The organism is Paenibacillus sp. GSMTC-2017, from assembly GCF_016019935.1.
In the GTDB taxonomy this organism is placed as follows: Bacteria; Bacillota; Bacilli; order Paenibacillales; family Paenibacillaceae; genus Pristimantibacillus.
This window is the reverse complement of sequence record NZ_JAECMT010000001.1, coordinates 522,785-540,566: the sequence shown is the minus strand read 5'-3', so window position 1 is coordinate 540,566 and position 17,782 is coordinate 522,785. Positions and strand designations below refer to the sequence as shown.

The 17,782-nt window shown below is 42.5% G+C and carries 19 protein-coding genes; 17 read left to right on the top strand and 2 right to left on the bottom strand.

The genetic code is table 11. From position 1 onward, the window contains the following. Nucleotides 1–35 precede the first annotated feature (35 nt). From ftsY to trmD, 7 genes are all read left to right on the top strand, one after another. The gene (gene ftsY, locus I6N90_RS02460; RefSeq protein ID WP_197933922.1) at nucleotides 36–1,034 is read left to right on the top strand and encodes a signal recognition particle-docking protein FtsY; all 999 of its coding nucleotides are present in this window, start codon (nucleotides 36–38) and stop codon (nucleotides 1,032–1,034) included. 134 nt (nucleotides 1,035–1,168) lie between these two features. Further along, complete coding sequence (locus I6N90_RS02455; protein WP_197933921.1) at nucleotides 1,169–1,573, top strand: putative DNA-binding protein; 405 nt, start codon at nucleotides 1,169–1,171, stop codon at nucleotides 1,571–1,573. Continuing rightward, on the top strand, nucleotides 1,552–2,943 hold the full coding sequence (gene ffh, locus I6N90_RS02450) for a signal recognition particle protein (protein ID WP_197933920.1): 1,392 nt from the start codon (nucleotides 1,552–1,554) through the stop codon (nucleotides 2,941–2,943). Before I6N90_RS02455 ends, ffh begins: the two co-directional genes overlap by 22 nt. Before the next feature lie 57 nt (nucleotides 2,944–3,000). Next, nucleotides 3,001–3,273: a 30S ribosomal protein S16 gene (gene rpsP / locus I6N90_RS02445; RefSeq protein ID WP_197933919.1), complete on the top strand. Its 273-nt coding sequence runs from the start codon at nucleotides 3,001–3,003 to the stop codon at nucleotides 3,271–3,273. 25 nt (nucleotides 3,274–3,298) lie between these two features. After that, nucleotides 3,299–3,529, top strand: coding sequence for a KH domain-containing protein (locus I6N90_RS02440; RefSeq protein WP_197933918.1), 231 nt, complete (start codon nucleotides 3,299–3,301; stop codon nucleotides 3,527–3,529). A 90-nt stretch (nucleotides 3,530–3,619) separates the two neighbouring features. Beyond that, a complete protein-coding gene (rimM, locus tag I6N90_RS02435) occupies nucleotides 3,620–4,144 on the top strand; it encodes a ribosome maturation factor RimM (RefSeq protein ID WP_197933917.1) in 525 nt (174 codons plus the stop codon). Between the two features lie 3 nt (nucleotides 4,145–4,147). Further along, a complete protein-coding gene (gene trmD, locus I6N90_RS02430) occupies nucleotides 4,148–4,897 on the top strand; it encodes a tRNA (guanosine(37)-N1)-methyltransferase TrmD (RefSeq protein WP_197933916.1) in 750 nt (249 codons plus the stop codon). Nucleotides 4,898–4,943: 46 nt separating this feature from the next. Here the strand turns inward: trmD and I6N90_RS02425 are convergent, their stop codons facing one another. After that, a complete protein-coding gene (locus I6N90_RS02425; protein WP_197933915.1) occupies nucleotides 4,944–6,398 on the bottom strand; it encodes an S-layer homology domain-containing protein in 1,455 nt (484 codons plus the stop codon). A 201-nt stretch (nucleotides 6,399–6,599) separates the two neighbouring features. Between I6N90_RS02425 and rplS the strand changes: the two genes are divergently transcribed. The 7 genes from rplS to I6N90_RS02390 all read left to right on the top strand — a co-directional run bounded on the left by rplS (nucleotide 6,600) and on the right by I6N90_RS02390 (nucleotide 12,104). Next, entirely contained in the window at nucleotides 6,600–6,941 is a 342-nt protein-coding gene (rplS, locus tag I6N90_RS02420) for a 50S ribosomal protein L19 (protein ID WP_197933914.1), read from the top strand. A 96-nt stretch (nucleotides 6,942–7,037) separates the two neighbouring features. Then, complete coding sequence (gene lepB, locus I6N90_RS02415; protein ID WP_197933913.1) at nucleotides 7,038–7,742, top strand: signal peptidase I; 705 nt, start codon at nucleotides 7,038–7,040, stop codon at nucleotides 7,740–7,742. 13 nt (nucleotides 7,743–7,755) lie between these two features. Further along, nucleotides 7,756–8,643, top strand: a complete 888-nt coding sequence (ylqF, locus tag I6N90_RS02410) for a ribosome biogenesis GTPase YlqF (RefSeq protein WP_197933912.1) — start codon at nucleotides 7,756–7,758, stop codon at nucleotides 8,641–8,643. Beyond that, nucleotides 8,615–9,280: a ribonuclease HII gene (locus I6N90_RS02405; RefSeq protein WP_197933911.1), complete on the top strand. Its 666-nt coding sequence runs from the start codon at nucleotides 8,615–8,617 to the stop codon at nucleotides 9,278–9,280. The genes ylqF and I6N90_RS02405 overlap by 29 nt, the downstream gene beginning before the upstream one ends. Nucleotides 9,281–9,521: 241 nt before the next feature. After that, nucleotides 9,522–11,435 carry a flagellar hook-length control protein FliK gene (locus I6N90_RS02400; RefSeq protein ID WP_197933910.1) on the top strand — a complete coding sequence of 638 codons (1,914 nt, stop codon included), beginning with the start codon at nucleotides 9,522–9,524 and terminating at the stop codon, nucleotides 11,433–11,435. Then, nucleotides 11,432–11,746 (top strand): EscU/YscU/HrcU family type III secretion system export apparatus switch protein, encoded by a 315-nt coding sequence (locus I6N90_RS02395; protein ID WP_197933909.1) that lies wholly within the window; start codon nucleotides 11,432–11,434, stop codon nucleotides 11,744–11,746. Before I6N90_RS02400 ends, I6N90_RS02395 begins: the two co-directional genes overlap by 4 nt. After that, nucleotides 11,733–12,104, top strand: a complete 372-nt coding sequence (locus I6N90_RS02390; protein ID WP_197933908.1) for a YraN family protein — start codon at nucleotides 11,733–11,735, stop codon at nucleotides 12,102–12,104. Before I6N90_RS02395 ends, I6N90_RS02390 begins: the two co-directional genes overlap by 14 nt. A gap of 291 nt (nucleotides 12,105–12,395) precedes the next feature. Here I6N90_RS02390 and I6N90_RS02385 read toward each other — a convergent pair whose 3' ends face one another. Continuing rightward, nucleotides 12,396–13,961 (bottom strand): YifB family Mg chelatase-like AAA ATPase, encoded by a 1,566-nt coding sequence (locus tag I6N90_RS02385; RefSeq protein ID WP_197933907.1) that lies wholly within the window; start codon nucleotides 13,959–13,961, stop codon nucleotides 12,396–12,398. Between the two features lie 344 nt (nucleotides 13,962–14,305). Here I6N90_RS02385 and sucC point away from each other — a divergent pair, with 344 nt between their 5' ends. From sucC to dprA, 3 genes are all read left to right on the top strand, one after another. Further along, complete coding sequence (gene sucC / locus I6N90_RS02380; protein WP_197933906.1) at nucleotides 14,306–15,466, top strand: ADP-forming succinate--CoA ligase subunit beta; 1,161 nt, start codon at nucleotides 14,306–14,308, stop codon at nucleotides 15,464–15,466. Nucleotides 15,467–15,523: 57 nt separating this feature from the next. Continuing rightward, the gene (gene sucD / locus I6N90_RS02375) at nucleotides 15,524–16,456 is read left to right on the top strand and encodes a succinate--CoA ligase subunit alpha (RefSeq protein WP_197933905.1); all 933 of its coding nucleotides are present in this window, start codon (nucleotides 15,524–15,526) and stop codon (nucleotides 16,454–16,456) included. Nucleotides 16,457–16,632: 176 nt separating this feature from the next. Continuing rightward, a complete protein-coding gene (gene dprA, locus I6N90_RS02370; protein WP_197933904.1) occupies nucleotides 16,633–17,769 on the top strand; it encodes a DNA-processing protein DprA in 1,137 nt (378 codons plus the stop codon). Nucleotides 17,770–17,782: the final 13 nt, after the last annotated feature.

Here is a 17,782-nt window from a genome sequence, read left to right as displayed (position 1 = left end):
TGGACGCTTCAAGTATGGATGGAGGAACGGCTATAATGAGTTTTTTTAAGAGGCTGAAGGAAAGTATCGCATCCAAAGCGGAGGCGGTCACAAATGTATTTAAAGAAGGACTAGAAAAAACTCGTACAGCATTTGTGGAGAAGGTTGAGGAACTTATTACTCGACGTAAAAAGATCGATGAAGAGTTTTACGAGGAACTAGAAGAAATATTGATTGGCGCAGACGTAGGCGTAAATACGGTTATGACGCTCATCGATGAATTACGTGTGGAAGTGAAGAAACGTAAAATCGAAGATGCTGCTGAATTACAGCCAATATTGTCCGAGAAGCTAATTGGACTACTAAAAGGTGATGATCGATCTGATCTTCGTATGGCACCAAACGGAGAAATTACAGTCATTCTCTTTGTAGGTGTGAACGGCGTCGGCAAAACAACAACAATCGGTAAACTTGCTCACAAATTTAAAAGTGAGGGCAAAAAAGTGTTGATGGCTGCAGGAGATACTTTCCGTGCAGGTGCCATTGAGCAATTGGAAGTATGGGGAGAACGAGTTGGCGTAGATGTTATTAAACAATCATCCGGTTCGGATCCTGCTGCTGTAATGTTTGATGCTGTTCATGCAGCTAAGCAACGCGGTGTTGATGTTCTTCTGTGCGATACGGCAGGAAGACTTCAGAATAAATCAAACTTGATGGAGGAGCTAAACAAAATATTCCGCGTTATTCAACGCGAATTGCCTGATGCACCTCATGAAGTTCTTCTTGTTCTTGATGCAACAACGGGACAAAATGCACTTAGCCAGGCGAAGTTGTTCGGTGAAAAGAGCGGTGTTACTGGACTTGTGCTCACAAAGCTTGATGGTACAGCAAAGGGCGGCATCGTTATTGCCATCCGCAATGAACTCAATTTACCTGTTAAGTTAGTAGGTTTAGGAGAAAAAATGGGTGACTTGCAGCAATTTGATTCAGAGCAATTTGTACATGCATTGTTCGCTGGTCTAATTAAACAAGAGGACGAGCAATCGGAAACATAAACTCATTTTTTAACTGACAAGGTAAAAGACTTGACAGTGGCATTTGTCATCGTGTATGATAAGAGTCGTTGAAGTGCTGTAAAGGTTTTTGCCTTGACAGCATAATCAAGGGCCGAGTGAAGGAGGCGTTAAAGGTGAATGAACCAGATGCCTTAGCTAGAACGACAAGAATTAATTTGCTGTTCGACTTCTACGAAAGCCTGTTGACTGAAAAGCAGCGTACAATACTTACTTATTATTATCACGATGATTTCTCTTTAGGAGAAATCGCTTCGGAATTCGGGATTAGCCGTCAGGCAGTCTACGATAATATAAAGCGGGCCGAACAAGCTTTGGAAGGTTATGAAAGTAAACTAGCCTTGCACGCCAAACATGAACGGTTAATGGAGTTAACAGATCGGCTTGAAAGAGATGTTAACGCCTTAGTAACGAATGAATGGGATAAACAGTCGCTAATTGAAGCCATTGGGCAATTCAAAGCGTCAGAAGGAACGGCAAGAGAAGGAGGCGATAGTTCATGGCAGCATTTGAAAGCTTAAGCAATCGGCTACAAAATGTATTCAGCAAGCTGAAGGGCAAAGGCAAAGTTTCGGAAGCCGATGTTAACGATGCAATGCGTGAGGTTCGCCTAGCGCTTCTGGAAGCCGATGTTAACTTTAAAGTCGTTAAAGACTTCATCGCAAAGGTGAAGGATCAAGCCATCGGGTTAGAAGTAACCAAAAGCTTTACACCTGGCATGGTCATCATCGACATCGTAAACAAAGAGCTTACCGAGCTAATGGGTGGAACTCAATCGAAACTTGCTAGATCGAACAAGCCACCAACTGTAATCATGATGGTCGGTTTGCAAGGTGCAGGTAAAACAACAACTTCCGGAAAGCTGGCTAAGTTGCTTCAAAAGGGCAATCATAGACCGCTTCTCGTAGCCTGCGATATTTATCGCCCAGCTGCGATTAAGCAATTGCAAGTACTTGGCGAGCAAATTAAAGCTCCAGTGTTTTCACTTGGTGATAAGACATCACCTGTTGAAATCGCAAAAGCAGGTTTGCAACATGCTAAGGAAAATGGCAATGATTACGTCATTTTCGATACAGCGGGTCGTCTTCACATTGATGAAGCGCTGATGGAAGAATTGAAACAAATTCATGAGAATGTAAAACCTGATGAAGTACTTCTTGTCGTTGATGCGATGACTGGTCAAGATGCTGTTAATGTAGCGCAAAGCTTTCATGAACAGCTTGAGTTGACAGGAGTTGTGTTAACAAAGCTAGACGGAGATACGCGAGGCGGTGCTGCGTTGTCCGTCAAGGCAGTAACAGGTCGTCCGATCAAATTCGCAGCAATGGGCGAAAAGATCGACTCGCTTGAACCGTTCCACCCGGAACGTATGGCTTCACGTATTTTAGGTATGGGAGATATGTTATCTCTTATCGAGAAGGCACAATCCGGAATCGATGCTGAGAAAGCGGCAGAGATGGAACGTAAGATGCGTAATGCAGAATTTACTTTTGATGATTTCCTTGACCAAATGGAGCAGGTACGTAAGCTTGGCCCGCTCGATCAAATTATGGATATGTTGCCTGGCATGAACAAGATGAAGGGCGGCATGAAAGATCTCAAAGTAGATGAGAAGCAACTAGGCCGCATCGAAGCCATCGTTCGTTCTATGACGAAGGAAGAGAAAGAAAAGCCAGAACTTCTTAACAACAGCAGACGTAGACGTGTAGCAGCTGGAAGTGGTACAACCATCGTTGAAGTAAATCGTCTCATTAAGCAATTTGACGATATGCGCAAGATGATGAAACAGTTCTCGTCCATGATGGGTCCAAAAGGACCAAAAGGTCTTCTAAAAGGCGGCAAAAAAGGGCTTAAGGGCATGATTGGCAACAAAATGAAGTTCCCGTTTTAATAAGTTTGACTAACGGATCATATAGAGTTTAATTCTTTTAGAAGGAGGTGAATTATCATGGCAGTACGTATTCGTTTGAAACGTATGGGCGCTCACAAAGCACCTTTCTACCGCGTAGTTGTATCGGATTCCCGTTCCCCACGTGATGGACGTTTTATTGAAGAAATCGGTACTTACAATCCAGTTGCTCAGCCAGCTCAAGTCAGCATTGACGAAGAGAAAGCTTTGAAATGGCTACAAACTGGTGCGCAAGCATCTGACACTGTTCGCAACTTGCTTTCCAAAGCAGGTGTTATGAAGAAGTTCCACGAGCTAAAACAACAGAAGTAATTGTTGAAGAGCAGGAGGCTTTGAGATGAAAGAATTAATTCTTGTCATAGCGAAGGCTTTGGTGGATCATCCGGATGACGTGCGAGTTGGCGTGAAGGATGATGACCGCAGCACGATTTACGAGCTTTCAGTTCACCCCGAGGACGTAGGAAAAGTAATCGGAAAACAAGGACGTATTGCTAAAGCGATGCGTACAGTTGTGACTTCTGCTTCTGTAAAGTCGAACAAGCGTGTCATTGTTGATATAATTTCATAAGCAACAAGCAGAGTTGAGGGTTGGGATGAATGTCCTGGCCCTCTTTTGCGTGTTATAATAGATATAACTAACCGAAGAAGGACTGATTTAATGAGCGAGAAATGGTTCACAGTTGGAAACATAGTCAATACGCATGGTATTCGTGGAGATGTAAAGGTGTTGTCTCAATCGGACTTTGCACAAGAACGGTTTGCAGTTGGCAAAAAGTTGCTCATGATTAATGAGGCGACTGGACAATCCCGTGAAGTGAAAATTGTAAGTTCCCGTGAGCAAAAAAACATTTATATTTTGAAACTTGAAGGTTTTAATAACATTAACGATGTTGAAAAATATAAAGGTTGGGCACTAAAGATTTCAGAGGCTGAGCAAGGGGCACTCGAAGACGGCGAATATTATTACCATCAAATTATTGGCTGTGAAGTTGTAACGGAAGAAGGCGAAAGTTTGGGCGTTATTTCAGAGATCTTGAGCCCTGGAGCAAACGATGTTTGGGTCGTCGATCGTCCAAAAGGAAAAGGTAACCAAATCCTTATTCCAGTTATAGATGAAGTGGTGCTTCAAGTGAATGTTACGGATAAGAAGGTAACGGTTCATTTGATGGAAGGATTGATCTAAACGATGAAAATTGACGTACTTACGTTGTTTCCTGAAATGTTCGATGGTGTTTTCGGTGCGAGTATTTTAGGGAAAGCTAAAGATAAAGGAATCGTATCCCTTCAAGCGATCAACTTCCGTAATTATTCGAACAACAAACATAATACGGTAGATGATTACCCTTATGGTGGCGGCGGGGGAATGGTGCTTAAACCCGAGCCCGTATTCGCAGCTGTTGAGGATCTTCAAATTGACCCCAATAAGAAACCACGCGTTATTCTTATGTGCCCTCAGGGCGAACAGTTTACACAGCGTAAAGCAGAAGAACTAGCAGGAGAAGAGCATCTTGTACTCATCTGTGGGCACTACGAAGGTTATGACGAGCGGATTCGCAAATATTTGGTGACGGACGAGCTGTCAGTTGGTGATTATGTATTAACTGGTGGGGAAATTCCTGCGATGACCGTTATTGATAGTGTCGTTCGTTTGCTTCCAGGTGTATTAGGAAATGAAACGTCAGCTGTTACAGATTCTTATAGTACAGGTCTTCTGGAATACCCGCATTATACAAGACCTGCGGAGTTTCGTGGTTGGACTGTGCCGGATATTCTTGTTTCCGGTCATCATGCCAAAATTGATTTATGGCGCAGAGAGCAATCATTGCTACGGACACTGCAACGTCGACCTGATTTACTTAAAGACGCTGAGTTAACAAAAAAAGAACGTCATTGGTTGGCTACTATGGCCGCTAATACGAAGGTAGAACAACAATAAGGGAATGCGGTCTCCATCGGAGGCTGCATTCCCTTATTTGTCGTTACTAGTTGCTCTCTAAAGGCGTGTAATATTCTTGTGTATAATAAACCTTATAACGTCCGCCGAACGCAACGCCCGTCCCTAGTCGCTGTAAATCACCATTTAATATCGTGTCCCTATGGCCAGTAGTCGAATTGAGTAAATTATAATGGGCGAATATACTGTTTGCAAAGCCAGCTGCAATATTTTCTGAAGCGATACTGAATGTTATACCTCTTGCTCTCATACGATCAAAAGGCGTTTCCTTATCCAAGTTTTTATGATTAAAATAATTGTTTTTCATCATATCTTCACTATGTGCTTTAGCCGCTGCACTAGCAAGAGAGTCTGTTTGCAATAAACTAATACCACGTTTCGCTCGCTCAGAATTGACTAACTCGAATAATTGCTTCTCCATTGCAATTCGATGTTCTTCTTTTAATGAAGAAAACTCATATTTTTTAAGTCCATCAACTTGTTGAAGTATGCCAACGACTTGACCTTTCATATGTGCATCAATAAAAAGAGTGATACGAATTCCGTTTTTTGTGTAGGCATAATAAGTGGCATCTTCTTTTATGTTTTCTTCACCATTTATTTTGCTTTTTGCTTCTGTTATGGATTGGCCTAGTTTGATCCCGTCATGGTTCGACCAATGATTTGGTGTGTTGGCATATAGAGCAACTACTTTATTGTTTAGTACACCGAATAAGGCATATTGCTTGTAATTATTTTTGTCTAAATTGTACACATACCATTTGTAGTCGTATTCGCTTGGATCAATTCGAAGTGGCTTCCCTAGTACAAAAAGAAGTTTCTCAACATGATCGTTTATTGCGATAGTATGAAGTGTCGTTTGGTTCTGAATAATTTTTGTCGTAGACAAGTTACCGCTATGCTCTTTTAACTTGTACAAAAAAGTTAGTGCTTCAGCACGAGTAATGGATTCGTTTGCAGCGAAACCATTGACTGTAGCTGCTGTGCGGCCTTTGGAAATGCCTTCGTCAAGTAGCCACTGAATAGCAGCTTTCATGTCAAACGGTTTACCATTTGCAGCAGAAGCCATTAACAAAGCAGCATGTCCTCTCTGAAAGTTGCCGCGTTCGTTGTTAAATGTACTTGGCCAGCCTAATGATTGAGCATATGTATAATAAGGTTTGTGCCAATCGCTACCTTGCACTTCAGAAATTGTTGGAGCAACATTATAAGCTCTCATTAACATAGCAAGAAATTCAGCCTCGTTTATTGGTTTGTTTGGCTTAAAAGTACCATCTTCATAACCTTGAATAATGTTTTCTTTTAAAGCCCAATCAATGTGTGAACTAGCCCAATGCCCCGCAGTATCACGGTAGGTATTGGAATGAGCTAAAGTAGGAATACTGGTAAGGACGACTACAAGAGATAATACAATAAGTGTGCTCCAATAAATAAATCTGTTTGGCATTTGCTTCCGACAATGCCCGATGTGCTGTTGCAACAATGTGCACCTCCATTTGACTACTTTCGTCATTATAGTATACATGAATATGGTATGTAGAATAAACGTGTTGATTTGTGAGCTTATCTATGGTAAAATTTCTAATGTTGTTCATAAAGTCGGGCGGTCCGCTATAAGCAAAGATCAACTCATTTGGAGTATTGGGAGCTTACATGAACGTCTATGGTGGAAGGAGTGAACTCAATGAATATTGTACAAGCAATTACACAAGAGCAATTGCGCAGTGATCTTCCAAACTTTCGCCCAGGCGACACTTTGAAGGTACACGTTAAAGTAATCGAGGGATCGCGCGAGCGTATCCAGTTGTTCGAAGGCGTTGTAATTAAACGTCGCGGCGGCGGAATCAGCGAAACTTTTACGGTGCGTAAAATCTCGTACGGTGTAGGTGTGGAAAGAACTTTCCCGCTTCATTCACCAAAGATTGACAAAATCGACGTTGCTCGCCGTGGTAAAGTACGTCGCGCTAAGTTGTACTACTTGCGTGAACTACGCGGTAAAGCTGCTAGAATTAAAGAAATTCGTTAAGATGGAACGTCAAGAGGGGCTTGCGAAATCAAGCTCCTTTTCGTTTTTCAATTATGGAAACTACATAATTACTCTTTGAGGAAAGAGGGCGAGAATATGGATTCGCAGCAACGAAATGATGAAGGAAAGTCATTCAGCACGGATGAGAATAAGCACCCGGATGAATCGCGTAACCAAATAGGTTTAACACATGAGCGTTCTGTGACTCATAATTCTGGTTCGGGAAAGAAGGGCGGAGTTTATAAGGAGATTGTAGAGTGGACTAAAGCAATTGTTATTGCAGTAGTGCTCGTCTTATTAATTCGCCAGTTTCTGTTCTCGCCTTATATTGTAGATGGAGAGTCAATGGAACCGAATTTTATATCGGGTGAACGATTAATTGTGAATAAAATACTATATACCTTTAAAGAGCCGAAGTTTGGTGAGGTAGTCGTATTTGATGTTCCAGAGGAAAAACGAAAGTTTATTAAAAGGGTAATTGGAGTTCCAGGCGATAAGATTCGACTGGAAGGCGATGATCTATATATAAATGATGTTAAGGTTGAAGAACCTTATATTAAGGAAGTACTTGAGGAAGCACATGCTAAGGGCGAATTGTACAATAATACAGAAAACTTCCCTAACAATACGTTCACAGAATCGGTAGTTCCTGAAGGTATGATCTTTGCAATGGGGGATAATCGCAGCAATAGTAGAGATAGCCGAAGCATTGGTTTCGTTAAAGATGACGAAATTGTTGGACGAGCTGACATTGTTTTTTGGCCGCTGAACAAACTAGAGTTTATTAAGCATCGGTATTAAATGAGGTGAAAGAATGAGCATTCAATGGTTTCCGGGTCATATGACTCGTGCCAAGAGGCAAATACAAGACAAGTTAAAACTAATCGATATTACAATAGAGCTGCTCGATGCAAGAGTACCAATATCAAGTCGTAACCCTATGGTTGACGAGATTTTGCATGGAAAGCCTAGACTTATCGTTCTGAATAAATCGGATCTTGCAGATCCAAAAACAACAGAGAAGTGGATGACTTACTTCGCTCATGAAGGTCATGAGTGTATTGCTGTTGACTCGCAAACCGGCACTAAAGTAGGCGAAATCCCGCTTAAAGCTAAAGAAATTTTGCATGAGAAAATAAATAGACAAATCTCTAAAGGTATTAATCCGCGTGCAGTTAGAGGATTAATCGTTGGTATTCCGAACGTTGGTAAATCTACACTGATTAATCGACTTGCAGGTCGTAATATCGCAATAACTGGAGATAGACCAGGTGTAACAAAAGGTCAGCAATGGATCAAAGTTGGTACTGAAATGGAGCTTCTAGATACTCCTGGTATTTTGTGGCCGAAATTTGAAGATCAATTAGTCGGGTATCGTCTGGCGATGACTGGAGCAATACGTGAGCAAATTCTTAACGTAGATGAAATTGCTTATTTTGCTGTCAAAGAACTGGCAGACCGTTATTGGCCAGCTTTGCAGGAAAGGTATGACCTGGAAACTCCCCCTAGTGACATAGAAGATAATCAAGAGATCGTTCGTATTATGGAAGACATTGGTCGTCGCCGCGGTTGTCTAATTGGTGGTGGACGTGTAGATTTGGAAAAGGCTTCCGGTATTATTTTGCGTGACCTTAGAGCGGGTAAGTTAGGCCGTATTACGCTTGAAGCGCCATATGATAACATGCCGGTTAAAAAGCGTTAGCAAAAACGATAAATGGGGGACGAATGACGTGCTGCAATATGAGCAATCGTTATGGGGAGAAGGTTTTACCCGGGTAGCGGGTGTTGATGAGGTAGGACGAGGTTGCCTATTCGGAGACGTTGTTGCTGGGGCGGTCATTTTACCACCTGGGCTCGTGATAGAAGGCGTAAACGACTCAAAGAAGCTGTCAGAGAAGAAGCGTGAGCAACTTTATGAAGTCATCGCGAATTCATCCATTGCTTGGTCAGTAGCTAGAGTGAACGCTTCGATCGTTGACGATATTAATATTAAACAAGCTGCAAGACTCGCTATGAAAATTGCGGTGGAATCGCTACAGGTTGCTGCCGATTATTTATTAGTAGATGCAGAAAAAGTGGATCTTTCTCTACCGCAACAATCCATTATTAAAGGAGATGCAACAAGTCAGTCTATTGCTGCTGCATCTATTATGGCTAAGGTGACGAGAGATCGACTTTGTATGGGGGAATGGGAAGAGCAATTCCCGGAATACGGTATTTGTATTCATAAAGGATACGCAACTAAATTGCATCGGGAACGTTTACTTGAGCATGGACCAAGTTTACAGCACAGGAGAACTTTTTTGCGGAAATTGCTTGGTGATTCACCCTCGATATAGATTAGACGGATTATACGCTTATTTATTAGCTAGCATGCCTAATTAGGGGTGCTCTGATAGAGAGGCGTATTTTTTATGTCTTTTCATATAAAGAGTTTTTTTGTTGATTCAGCATGGAGATGTGTGCCAGTAAATTAGACTCCGTTAATTCCTTTGAGTGTTGCCCTTCATGGATGGAGGCGACGGGCCGATATAAAGCATATATCGTGTAGCGCCATTTGCTATCGGAGGAGAAATGAACGTGAATATCAGTCAAATGATGAGAGGACTGCTTGGCGATGCTACAGCAGGTGACTCAAGAGCTTTGGAGTTAAAGGCTGGTCAAGTCGTTAGAGGCGTCGTTTTGCAAATGCTTGAAAACAACGAAGCAGTTGTTCAAATTAATGGCGTGCAAGTTCGTGCTAAGTTAGAAATCCCACTACAACCGGGTCAATCAGCTATGTTGCAAGTTCAACCAGAAACAAACGGTGCAGTTATAACGCTTAAACCCGTCGACTTAAGTGCTTCTGGTTTGTTAGACGATACTTTTCGAGACTATGCCAAGCTGTTAGGCTTACCTGATCAGCGATGGGCTTTAGATATTATAAAAGATTTGCGACGTGAGGGCTTTCCATTTAACCGAATAACGTCGAAGGCTTTCCAAGAGGCAGCCGCTGTCATGCCGCATGGTACGGATCAGGAGCAATGGATGCAAGCTACTGCGGCTACATTTAAGAGAGGACTGCCGATGACCGCCACAACGATAAGTTCCATGCAGCAAGCTATGTTTGGAAAAGGGGCTCATGAGCTTCTTGATACACTTCATACACAGCTCGGAGCTTTCCTTACAAGTGATGTGAATGTTGCAGATGGAGATGGGCAGTCTGCACATCCGGCAACGCGTGTTTTAGCGCTTTTGGATCAAGGGGCAGAACTACTTCGAGGAGCGATGATTCCTCGTGAAGGTGCGACAGTAGTTGCGGGACAGTCAGCATCAACTGCTTCGCAAGGGGCAAATACGATGCTGCAAGGAAGTGCTGTAGTTGCTCAACTGACGGCAAATAACATGGATGATAACAATAATACGGCTAACGCAGCTTCAAGACCAATAGTTAATACGTCTAATTGGCTCAGTGGAATGATGAAATGGATGGGCGTCGATCACGAGTTGCAGTTAGCAAAGGCAGCTACTTCAGGCGATCAATCAAGTTCGTCACCAGCTTCACAGTCACGAACTTTTGCAACTGAAAATGAAGGAACTGTGCGTACAATGACAGTAAGTACTCAGCAAGGTGGGTCAGCCCAACTTCAAAGAGGGATCGATATCGCAGCATCAAATGTACAAAATGGCATGAATATGACAGCATCGACAATTGTACAGGGGACATTGAATGTTTCAAATGTTGGGGTTCTAGCAGAAGGTATTCATGAGAACGTTGCTTCTATTAAGCAGGAAGCCAGTCAAGGGCAAAATGTAAGCGCGCGTTCTGTATCACAACAAATGCTTCCTGGTGGATCGCAAGTTCCGCTACTGACTCAAGATGTAATAGGTCTAGACCTTACTCAACCTGGTCAAAGCACACAGCCTGTTCAACAGCAGCCGACTCAACAAGATACGATGAAAAATGCTTTGCTCACTTTAATGGGCTCAAATGATACTCCACCTGCAATCAGAGAGACAGCTCAGCAACTTATTCATCAAATTACAGGTCAACAACTACTATTGACTCCAGAACGAAATAGTTCGGTGTTAACTCATGTGACCATGTTTATTCCATTGCAAGATTCACAAGGTGGCAGCACTGCTTCTGTACACATTCAGACGAGAAGAGGACGCAGGGGTGAGCTTGATGCTGATAACTGTCGATTGCTTTTTAATTTATCAATGGCATCATTGGGTGATACTTTGGTAGATGTTAATGTAACGGATAAAATAGTTAGTTTGAATTTATGGAATGATCATCCGTCAATTAATGAGTTGGTTGAAGGTTCACGTGCAGATATAGCCGAGCGACTTAAAGAAACAGGCTATCAACTTTCGTCGCTTCGTACTACACCGCTACCTACAAATAATGATGAGGCAACAGCCACTGAGCAAAAGGTTAAACGGCAAGCGCCACCCGATTTATCACAATTTGCTTCTACTCGCTACAAAGGAGTGGATTTTAAAGCATGAGCAAGGAGCAAGAAGGTACAAGTGGGAAAATGTCTCTACGCAAAGCAGTAGCACTTAAATATGAACCTGGCGAACGGACAGCTCCAGTTCTAATTGCTAAGGGAAGCGGACAAATAGCAGATCGTATTTTGGAGAAAGCAAAAGAAAATGGTATTCCTGTGCAAGAGGATGCTTCGTTAGTGGAAGTATTGTCTAAGCTCGATGTGGATCAGGAAATACCGCCAGAACTTTACGCACTCGTTGCGGAAATATTAAGTTTTGTCTACCAATCAGATCGTAAAGCGAGGGATTGGAGTCATGACAATAGATAGACAGAGAATAGGTAAACTAGGTGAATTAGAAGCATGCCGAAGATTAATAGATGCTGGCTACAGTATAAAAGAAACGAACTGGCGCTCTCGGCGCGGGGAACTAGATATTATAGCTACGATTGGAGATAAGTTAGTTTTCTTTGAAGTAAGAACTAGAGGGGCAGTGAGTGTAGGTCGATTTGGATCAGCTGCCGAGTCAGTTGACTATCGCAAGCAGCAACAAGTGAGAGCAATAGCTCAAACCTATATGCAATACACGAAACAACAGGACGCCCCTATTCGGTTCGATGTAATTACTATTTTAATAGGAGCAGATGATGTCATTCATGAGTATCGGCATTATGAAGCGGCGTTTTGATAATCAAAATGAATTAAACTAATACATACATTCTAACGATTTGGCGCTGCGAAAACGGCGTCTTTTTTGAGAATAAACAGTATAAGTCTTCAAAGTAGGAGCAGGTAAAATCTATAGCACTGAGTGATGTTCGGTTTGTGGGAAGTGGAAATTTGTAAACTATTTGTTTAGTTAAGTATTCATAATTACAATTGATAAATGAAAATAAAGCCCCTGTCCGATTAGTCACAATGGGCATTTTGATAGGGGCGGATGATGCCATTTAATACTATCATGCTGCGAGTCAACTAATTATTGCAATTGCATATCGAGCCTGCGATATTGAATAGCTTCGGCTACATGCTCTGTTTCTACCGTTTCACTTTGTTCAACATCTGCGATCGTTCTTGCGAGTTTCAGCAATCGATCATAAGCACGCATACTTATTCCTAACACTTGAAAAGCACTTTCGAGCAATCGAGAAGCCTCTGCTCTTAATTCAACTGCACGTCGCAGTGCATCCCCAGACAACTCGTTATTACAAACGGCTCCGTATTTTTTGTTGCGTTCAGCTTGCCTATCTCTAGCCAGTTGGACTTTGGCACGGAGTGAGGCTGAAGTAATAATTTCTTCTTCTTTCAAACGTTCGAAAGAAATAGGTCTAGGCACTTCCAGCTGTAAATCAATACGGTCAAGGAGCGGGCCAGACATTTTTGAGCGATAGCGTGCAACAGTAGGAGCGCTGCAAGTACATCTTTTCTCTCCATATTCATGTCCGTGGTATCCGCACGGACATGGGTTAAATGAAGCAGCAAGCATAATATTAGCTGGAAATTGTACCGTCGCTCTTGCCCTTGCGATGGAGACGATTCGATCTTCCAGCGGTTGACGTAGCAATTCTAACACCATTCTAGGAAATTCGGGAAGCTCATCCAGATACAAAACGCCTCGGTGTGCGAGTGTTACTTCACCGGGTTTTGGAATGCTTCCACCGCCAATTAGACCACCGGAAGAGATGCTGTGATGTGGGGAACGGAATGGAGGTCTAACGATAAGTCCGCCAATTCCTTCTTGCAGCTTTCCAGCAACACTATATATTTTCGTTACTTCAAGTGCTTCTCGCTCACTAAGTGGAGGTAGTATACCGGGCAAACGCCGGATCATCATCGTTTTACCAGTACCAGGTGGTCCACTTAACAAAATATTATGTTTACCTGAGGCCGCGATGAGCATAGAACGTTTCGCTTGATGTTGACCGATAATATCAGAAAAATCTTCAATTTGGTCGGTTTTCACTTGAAAGTTATGCTGCTCTGAAACCTCGTTACGAGCAATTTCAGAATCAACTCTTCTTTGCTCCCAAAACGAAGTACCATCTTTCGGTTGTTTTAATTGAATAAGATGAGACACCGTATAGATCTCGATGCCAGATATCCACTCAGCTTCTTCTCTGTTAGCAAGTGGAAGGAGTACTCGTTTAATGCCAACCCGCTGCGCTTGCTCCAGCATGGCAAGAACGCCGGAAACAGGACGGATACTTCCGTTAAGTGATAGTTCCCCGATTAGTAGTGATTCTGTTAGCAAACTAGCATTTAATTGTCCGCTGGATGCCAAAATTCCGGCGGCTATAGCCAAATCAAAGGCTGTTCCTTCTTTTCTAAGATCAGCAGGGGCAAGGTTTACCGTAATTCTCTCCATCGGAAAAGTAAATCCACTATTTTTGATAGCTGCTCTAACTCTTTCTACAGATTCTCTTACAGCAGGATCAGGCAAACCAACGATCGCTATTTGAGGCAGCCCATTACTTATATCTACTTCTACCGATATACTTCTACCTTCAACGCCAAACACACTTGCACTATGCATTAAACTAAACAAAAAAGCACCCCCATGAGCTATAATTAGCTAATAATGAAGGTGCTTCCTTACACGTCAGATCTCTTAATATGAAGTTGTTTAAGATATTAGCGTCAATAGAAATGAATGTCAATGAGTTATGGTAGGTAATAGAAAATAAACGGCGTATTATTTGGATATATTACCAACTATGGGTCATACTAGAGGGCGTAATTGGTTTAATCTCATTTTGAGATGATATCCATATCAAAAAAGCTTGCGCTTTCAAAGAGAAAAATAAGGTATTGGACAAGGAAAGATGCTACAATGATAAAGGTTTGTGTACATATGACTGATTTGAGTCTGTGAAATGGAGGATTTCAACAATGAATATCCATGAGTATCAAGGCAAAGCGGTGCTAAAACAGTATGGTGTAATCGTACCGGAGGGTAAAGTTGCTTTCTCCGTTGATGAAGCTGTTGCGGCAGCTGAGGCACTAGGAACACCTGTAGTAGTCGTGAAAGCACAAATTCACGCGGGTGGACGCGGTAAAGCGGGCGGCGTAAAAGTTGCTAAAAGTTTAGAAGAAGTTCGAACTTATGCTAGTGAAATTCTTGGGAAAGTACTAGTCACTCACCAAACAGGTCCAGAAGGCAAAGAAGTAAAACGTCTTCTTATCGAGCAAGGCTGTGACATTAAGAAAGAATACTACATTGGGGTAGTATTGGATCGTGGTACTGGCCGAGTAACGATGATGGCTTCAGAAGAGGGCGGCACTGAGATTGAAGAAGTTGCTGAACATTCCCCTGAGAAGATCTTCAAAGAAGTAATCGATCCGGCTGTCGGCATGCAAGCTTTCCAAGCGCGCAAGTTGGCATATGCTATAAATATCCCAAGTGAGCTGGTTAACAAAACAGTAAAGTTTATGCTTGCACTGTACACAGCTTTCGTAGAAAAAGATTGCTCTATTGCTGAGATCAATCCGCTAGTTGTAACTGGCGACGGTCAAGTAATGGCGCTTGATGCTAAGCTTAACTTTGATTCCAATGCGCTTTATCGCAATAAGGATATCTTAGAGCTTCGCGACCTAGAAGAAGAAGACGCAAAAGAAATTGAAGCGTCCAAATACGATCTTAGTTACATTGCGCTTGACGGCAATATCGGCTGTATGGTTAACGGTGCGGGACTTGCAATGGCGACAATGGATATTATTAAATATTATGGCGGCGACCCAGCTAACTTCCTTGATGTTGGGGGCGGTGCTACAAAAGAGAAAGTAACTGAAGCTTTCAAAATCATTTTGTCTGATGAGAAAGTTAAAGGTATTTTCGTTAACATCTTCGGCGGAATCATGAAGTGCGACATTATTGCTGAGGGCGTAGTTGCAGCAGCAAAAGAATTGGGACTTAGCCGTCCACTAGTCGTTCGTCTTGAAGGTACGAACGTTGAGCTTGGTAAGAAAATATTGAACGAATCGGGATTGAACATTGTAGCTGCTGATTCCATGGCGGACGGCGCACAGAAGATTGTCGCTCTCGTGAAATAAGATAGCTTACTGTGCGGCTTACACGCATACGAATTCAATCAGGGGATGTGAGTTAAGTTGAGTATTTTGGTCAATAAAGATACTAAGGTCATCACTCAAGGCATTACAGGTGCAACTGGCTTGTTCCATGCAAAAGGCGCACTAGATTACGGTACACAAATGGTAGGCGGCGTTACACCTGGTAAAGGCGGAACGAACGTTGACATTACACTTGAAAACGGTTCCGTTGTTGCACTTCCTGTATTTAATACAGTTAGCGAAGCAGTAAAAGCTACTGGTGCAACAGCTTCTGTTATCTATGTACCACCTGCTTTCGCTGCTGACGCAATTATGGAAGCGGTTGACGCTGAGCTTGATCTTGTTATTTGTATCACAGAAGGCATTCCAGTTTTGGATATGGTTAATGTGAAACGTTATATGGACGGAAGCAAAACTGTACTAATCGGACCTAACTGCCCAGGTGTTATTACACCAGGCGAATGCAAAATCGGTATTATGCCGGGCTACATTCATTCCGTTGGTCATGTAGGCGTTGTATCTCGTTCAGGAACATTGACGTACGAAGCTGTTCATCAGCTTACGACTCGTGGAATTGGACAATCCTCAGCAGTTGGTATTGGCGGCGACCCTGTTAAAGGTTCCGAGTTTATCGACATTCTAAGCCGTTTCAATGATGATCCTGATACTTATGCAGTTATTATGATCGGTGAAATTGGTGGTACAGCTGAAGAAGAAGCTGCTGAGTGGGTTAAAGCTAACATGACTAAGCCGGTTGTAGGCTTCATCGGCGGCGCAACTGCGCCTCCGGGCAAACGGATGGGACATGCTGGTGCAATCATCTCTGGTGGTAAAGGTACAGCAGCTGAAAAGATCAAAACTCTTGAAGCTTGCGGTATCAAAGTTGCTCCAACTCCTTCCGAGATGGGCTCCACTCTTGTAAGCGTGCTTGAAGAGCAAGGCTTGCTTGAAAAATGTATTACTCGCAAATAGTGATAGCGTAAAACGATAAGGTAGGCAACCTTTCGACACCCTTTACAGGGGTGCTCGGAGGTTGCCTTTTTTTTGTTCAGCTCCATAATTTTAATGGTTGACTTGCATTCTTGTGCTATGTAACGCACAATAGATAAGAATGCAAGCCAGCCCATTTAGCGAGAGGGTTGGTTGATATGGACAATAACGAACACATTTGCAGACGTATGATTATTGCTTTTTATGAACTTCCGGGTATAGGATGGCATGCGATTGACAAAGCAGTTCGTCATAACTTATGGCTGAAGGAATCTTGGACAATTGAGGATTTAACAGCAATTGGCTTACGACGGGATCAAGCTGCTATAGCAGTTGAGTTATACAAAGAACATCCGTGGAAGTTTACTGAGGATACACCTATTAATAATCGTAATGCCGGATCAGAGATATTAACTCCATTCGACGATCGTTATCCGGAAATATTGAGACAGATCGCTCAACCTCCATGGGTATTATATGCCCGTGGTCGTCTCGAACTATTAAATAAACCAGCTATTGCAATCGTAGGAACTCGAGTGCCAACAGCATATGGAAGACATACAGCATCATTAATGGCTGAGCAACTCTCTGCTTATGGTATAACGGTCGTTAGTGGGTTGGCTAAAGGTGTTGATAGCCGTGCCCATGAAGCCGCTCTAGAAGGCGCTGGAGGGACAATTGCTGTAATGCCTACACCAATTGATACCTGTTATCCACCAGAAAATGATTACTTATTTCGAAAAATTGCTGAAAAAGGTTTATTGCTTTCGGAAACTCCATTCGGGACACCTCTTCATCGCGGTCAATTTCATCAACGAAATCGTATTATTGCAGCACTGTCTAGAGCGACAATTGTTGTAGAAGGTGAACGTAAAAGTGGATCATTAATTACCGCAAAACATGCGATGGAGATGAATCGTGAATTGTTTGCTGTTCCTGGACCAATTTCATCGCCGAAGAGTGAAGGGCCTAATGAATTGATTCGTGAAGGAAAGGCTTTGTTAATTAGCGAAATCAACCAGATCTTTACAGAGCTACCTTGGCTACAAGATGAAATGTTAAAGATGAAAGCTGCTAAAGATCAGAATGAACAGCATTATGCACAGAAACATATGGATGGTCTGGAACCGGAAGAATGTAAATTGATTACTCTTTTGCGTGATCAGCCATTGTCAATTAATGAACTACACGAGCTGTCATCTATTCCGTTTGGACATTTGAACGCACTTCTGCTAAATTTATGTATAAAACGGAAAATCGAGCTTCAGCCCGGTTCCATATATATTGCATTGTAACTTGTCGTAGAGA

What these genes read in the sequence shown, in the direction of transcription:
- ftsY (WP_197933922.1), top strand. Translation starts at nt 36, where the DNA reads ATGAGTTTTTTTAAGAGGCTGAAGGAAAGTATCGCATCCAAAGCGGAG.
- ffh (WP_197933920.1), top strand. Translation starts at nt 1,552, where the DNA reads ATGGCAGCATTTGAAAGCTTAAGCAATCGGCTACAAAATGTATTCAGC.
- rpsP (WP_197933919.1), top strand. Translation starts at nt 3,001, where the DNA reads ATGGCAGTACGTATTCGTTTGAAACGTATGGGCGCTCACAAAGCACCT.
- I6N90_RS02440 (WP_197933918.1), top strand. Translation starts at nt 3,299, where the DNA reads ATGAAAGAATTAATTCTTGTCATAGCGAAGGCTTTGGTGGATCATCCG.
- rimM (WP_197933917.1), top strand. Translation starts at nt 3,620, where the DNA reads ATGAGCGAGAAATGGTTCACAGTTGGAAACATAGTCAATACGCATGGT.
- trmD (WP_197933916.1), top strand. Translation starts at nt 4,148, where the DNA reads ATGAAAATTGACGTACTTACGTTGTTTCCTGAAATGTTCGATGGTGTT.
- rplS (WP_197933914.1), top strand. Translation starts at nt 6,600, where the DNA reads ATGAATATTGTACAAGCAATTACACAAGAGCAATTGCGCAGTGATCTT.
- lepB (WP_197933913.1), top strand. Translation starts at nt 7,038, where the DNA reads ATGGATTCGCAGCAACGAAATGATGAAGGAAAGTCATTCAGCACGGAT.
- ylqF (WP_197933912.1), top strand. Translation starts at nt 7,756, where the DNA reads ATGAGCATTCAATGGTTTCCGGGTCATATGACTCGTGCCAAGAGGCAA.
- I6N90_RS02405 (WP_197933911.1), top strand. Translation starts at nt 8,615, where the DNA reads ATGATAACATGCCGGTTAAAAAGCGTTAGCAAAAACGATAAATGGGGG.
- I6N90_RS02395 (WP_197933909.1), top strand. Translation starts at nt 11,432, where the DNA reads ATGAGCAAGGAGCAAGAAGGTACAAGTGGGAAAATGTCTCTACGCAAA.
- I6N90_RS02390 (WP_197933908.1), top strand. Translation starts at nt 11,733, where the DNA reads ATGACAATAGATAGACAGAGAATAGGTAAACTAGGTGAATTAGAAGCA.
- sucC (WP_197933906.1), top strand. Translation starts at nt 14,306, where the DNA reads ATGAATATCCATGAGTATCAAGGCAAAGCGGTGCTAAAACAGTATGGT.
- dprA (WP_197933904.1), top strand. Translation starts at nt 16,633, where the DNA reads ATGGACAATAACGAACACATTTGCAGACGTATGATTATTGCTTTTTAT.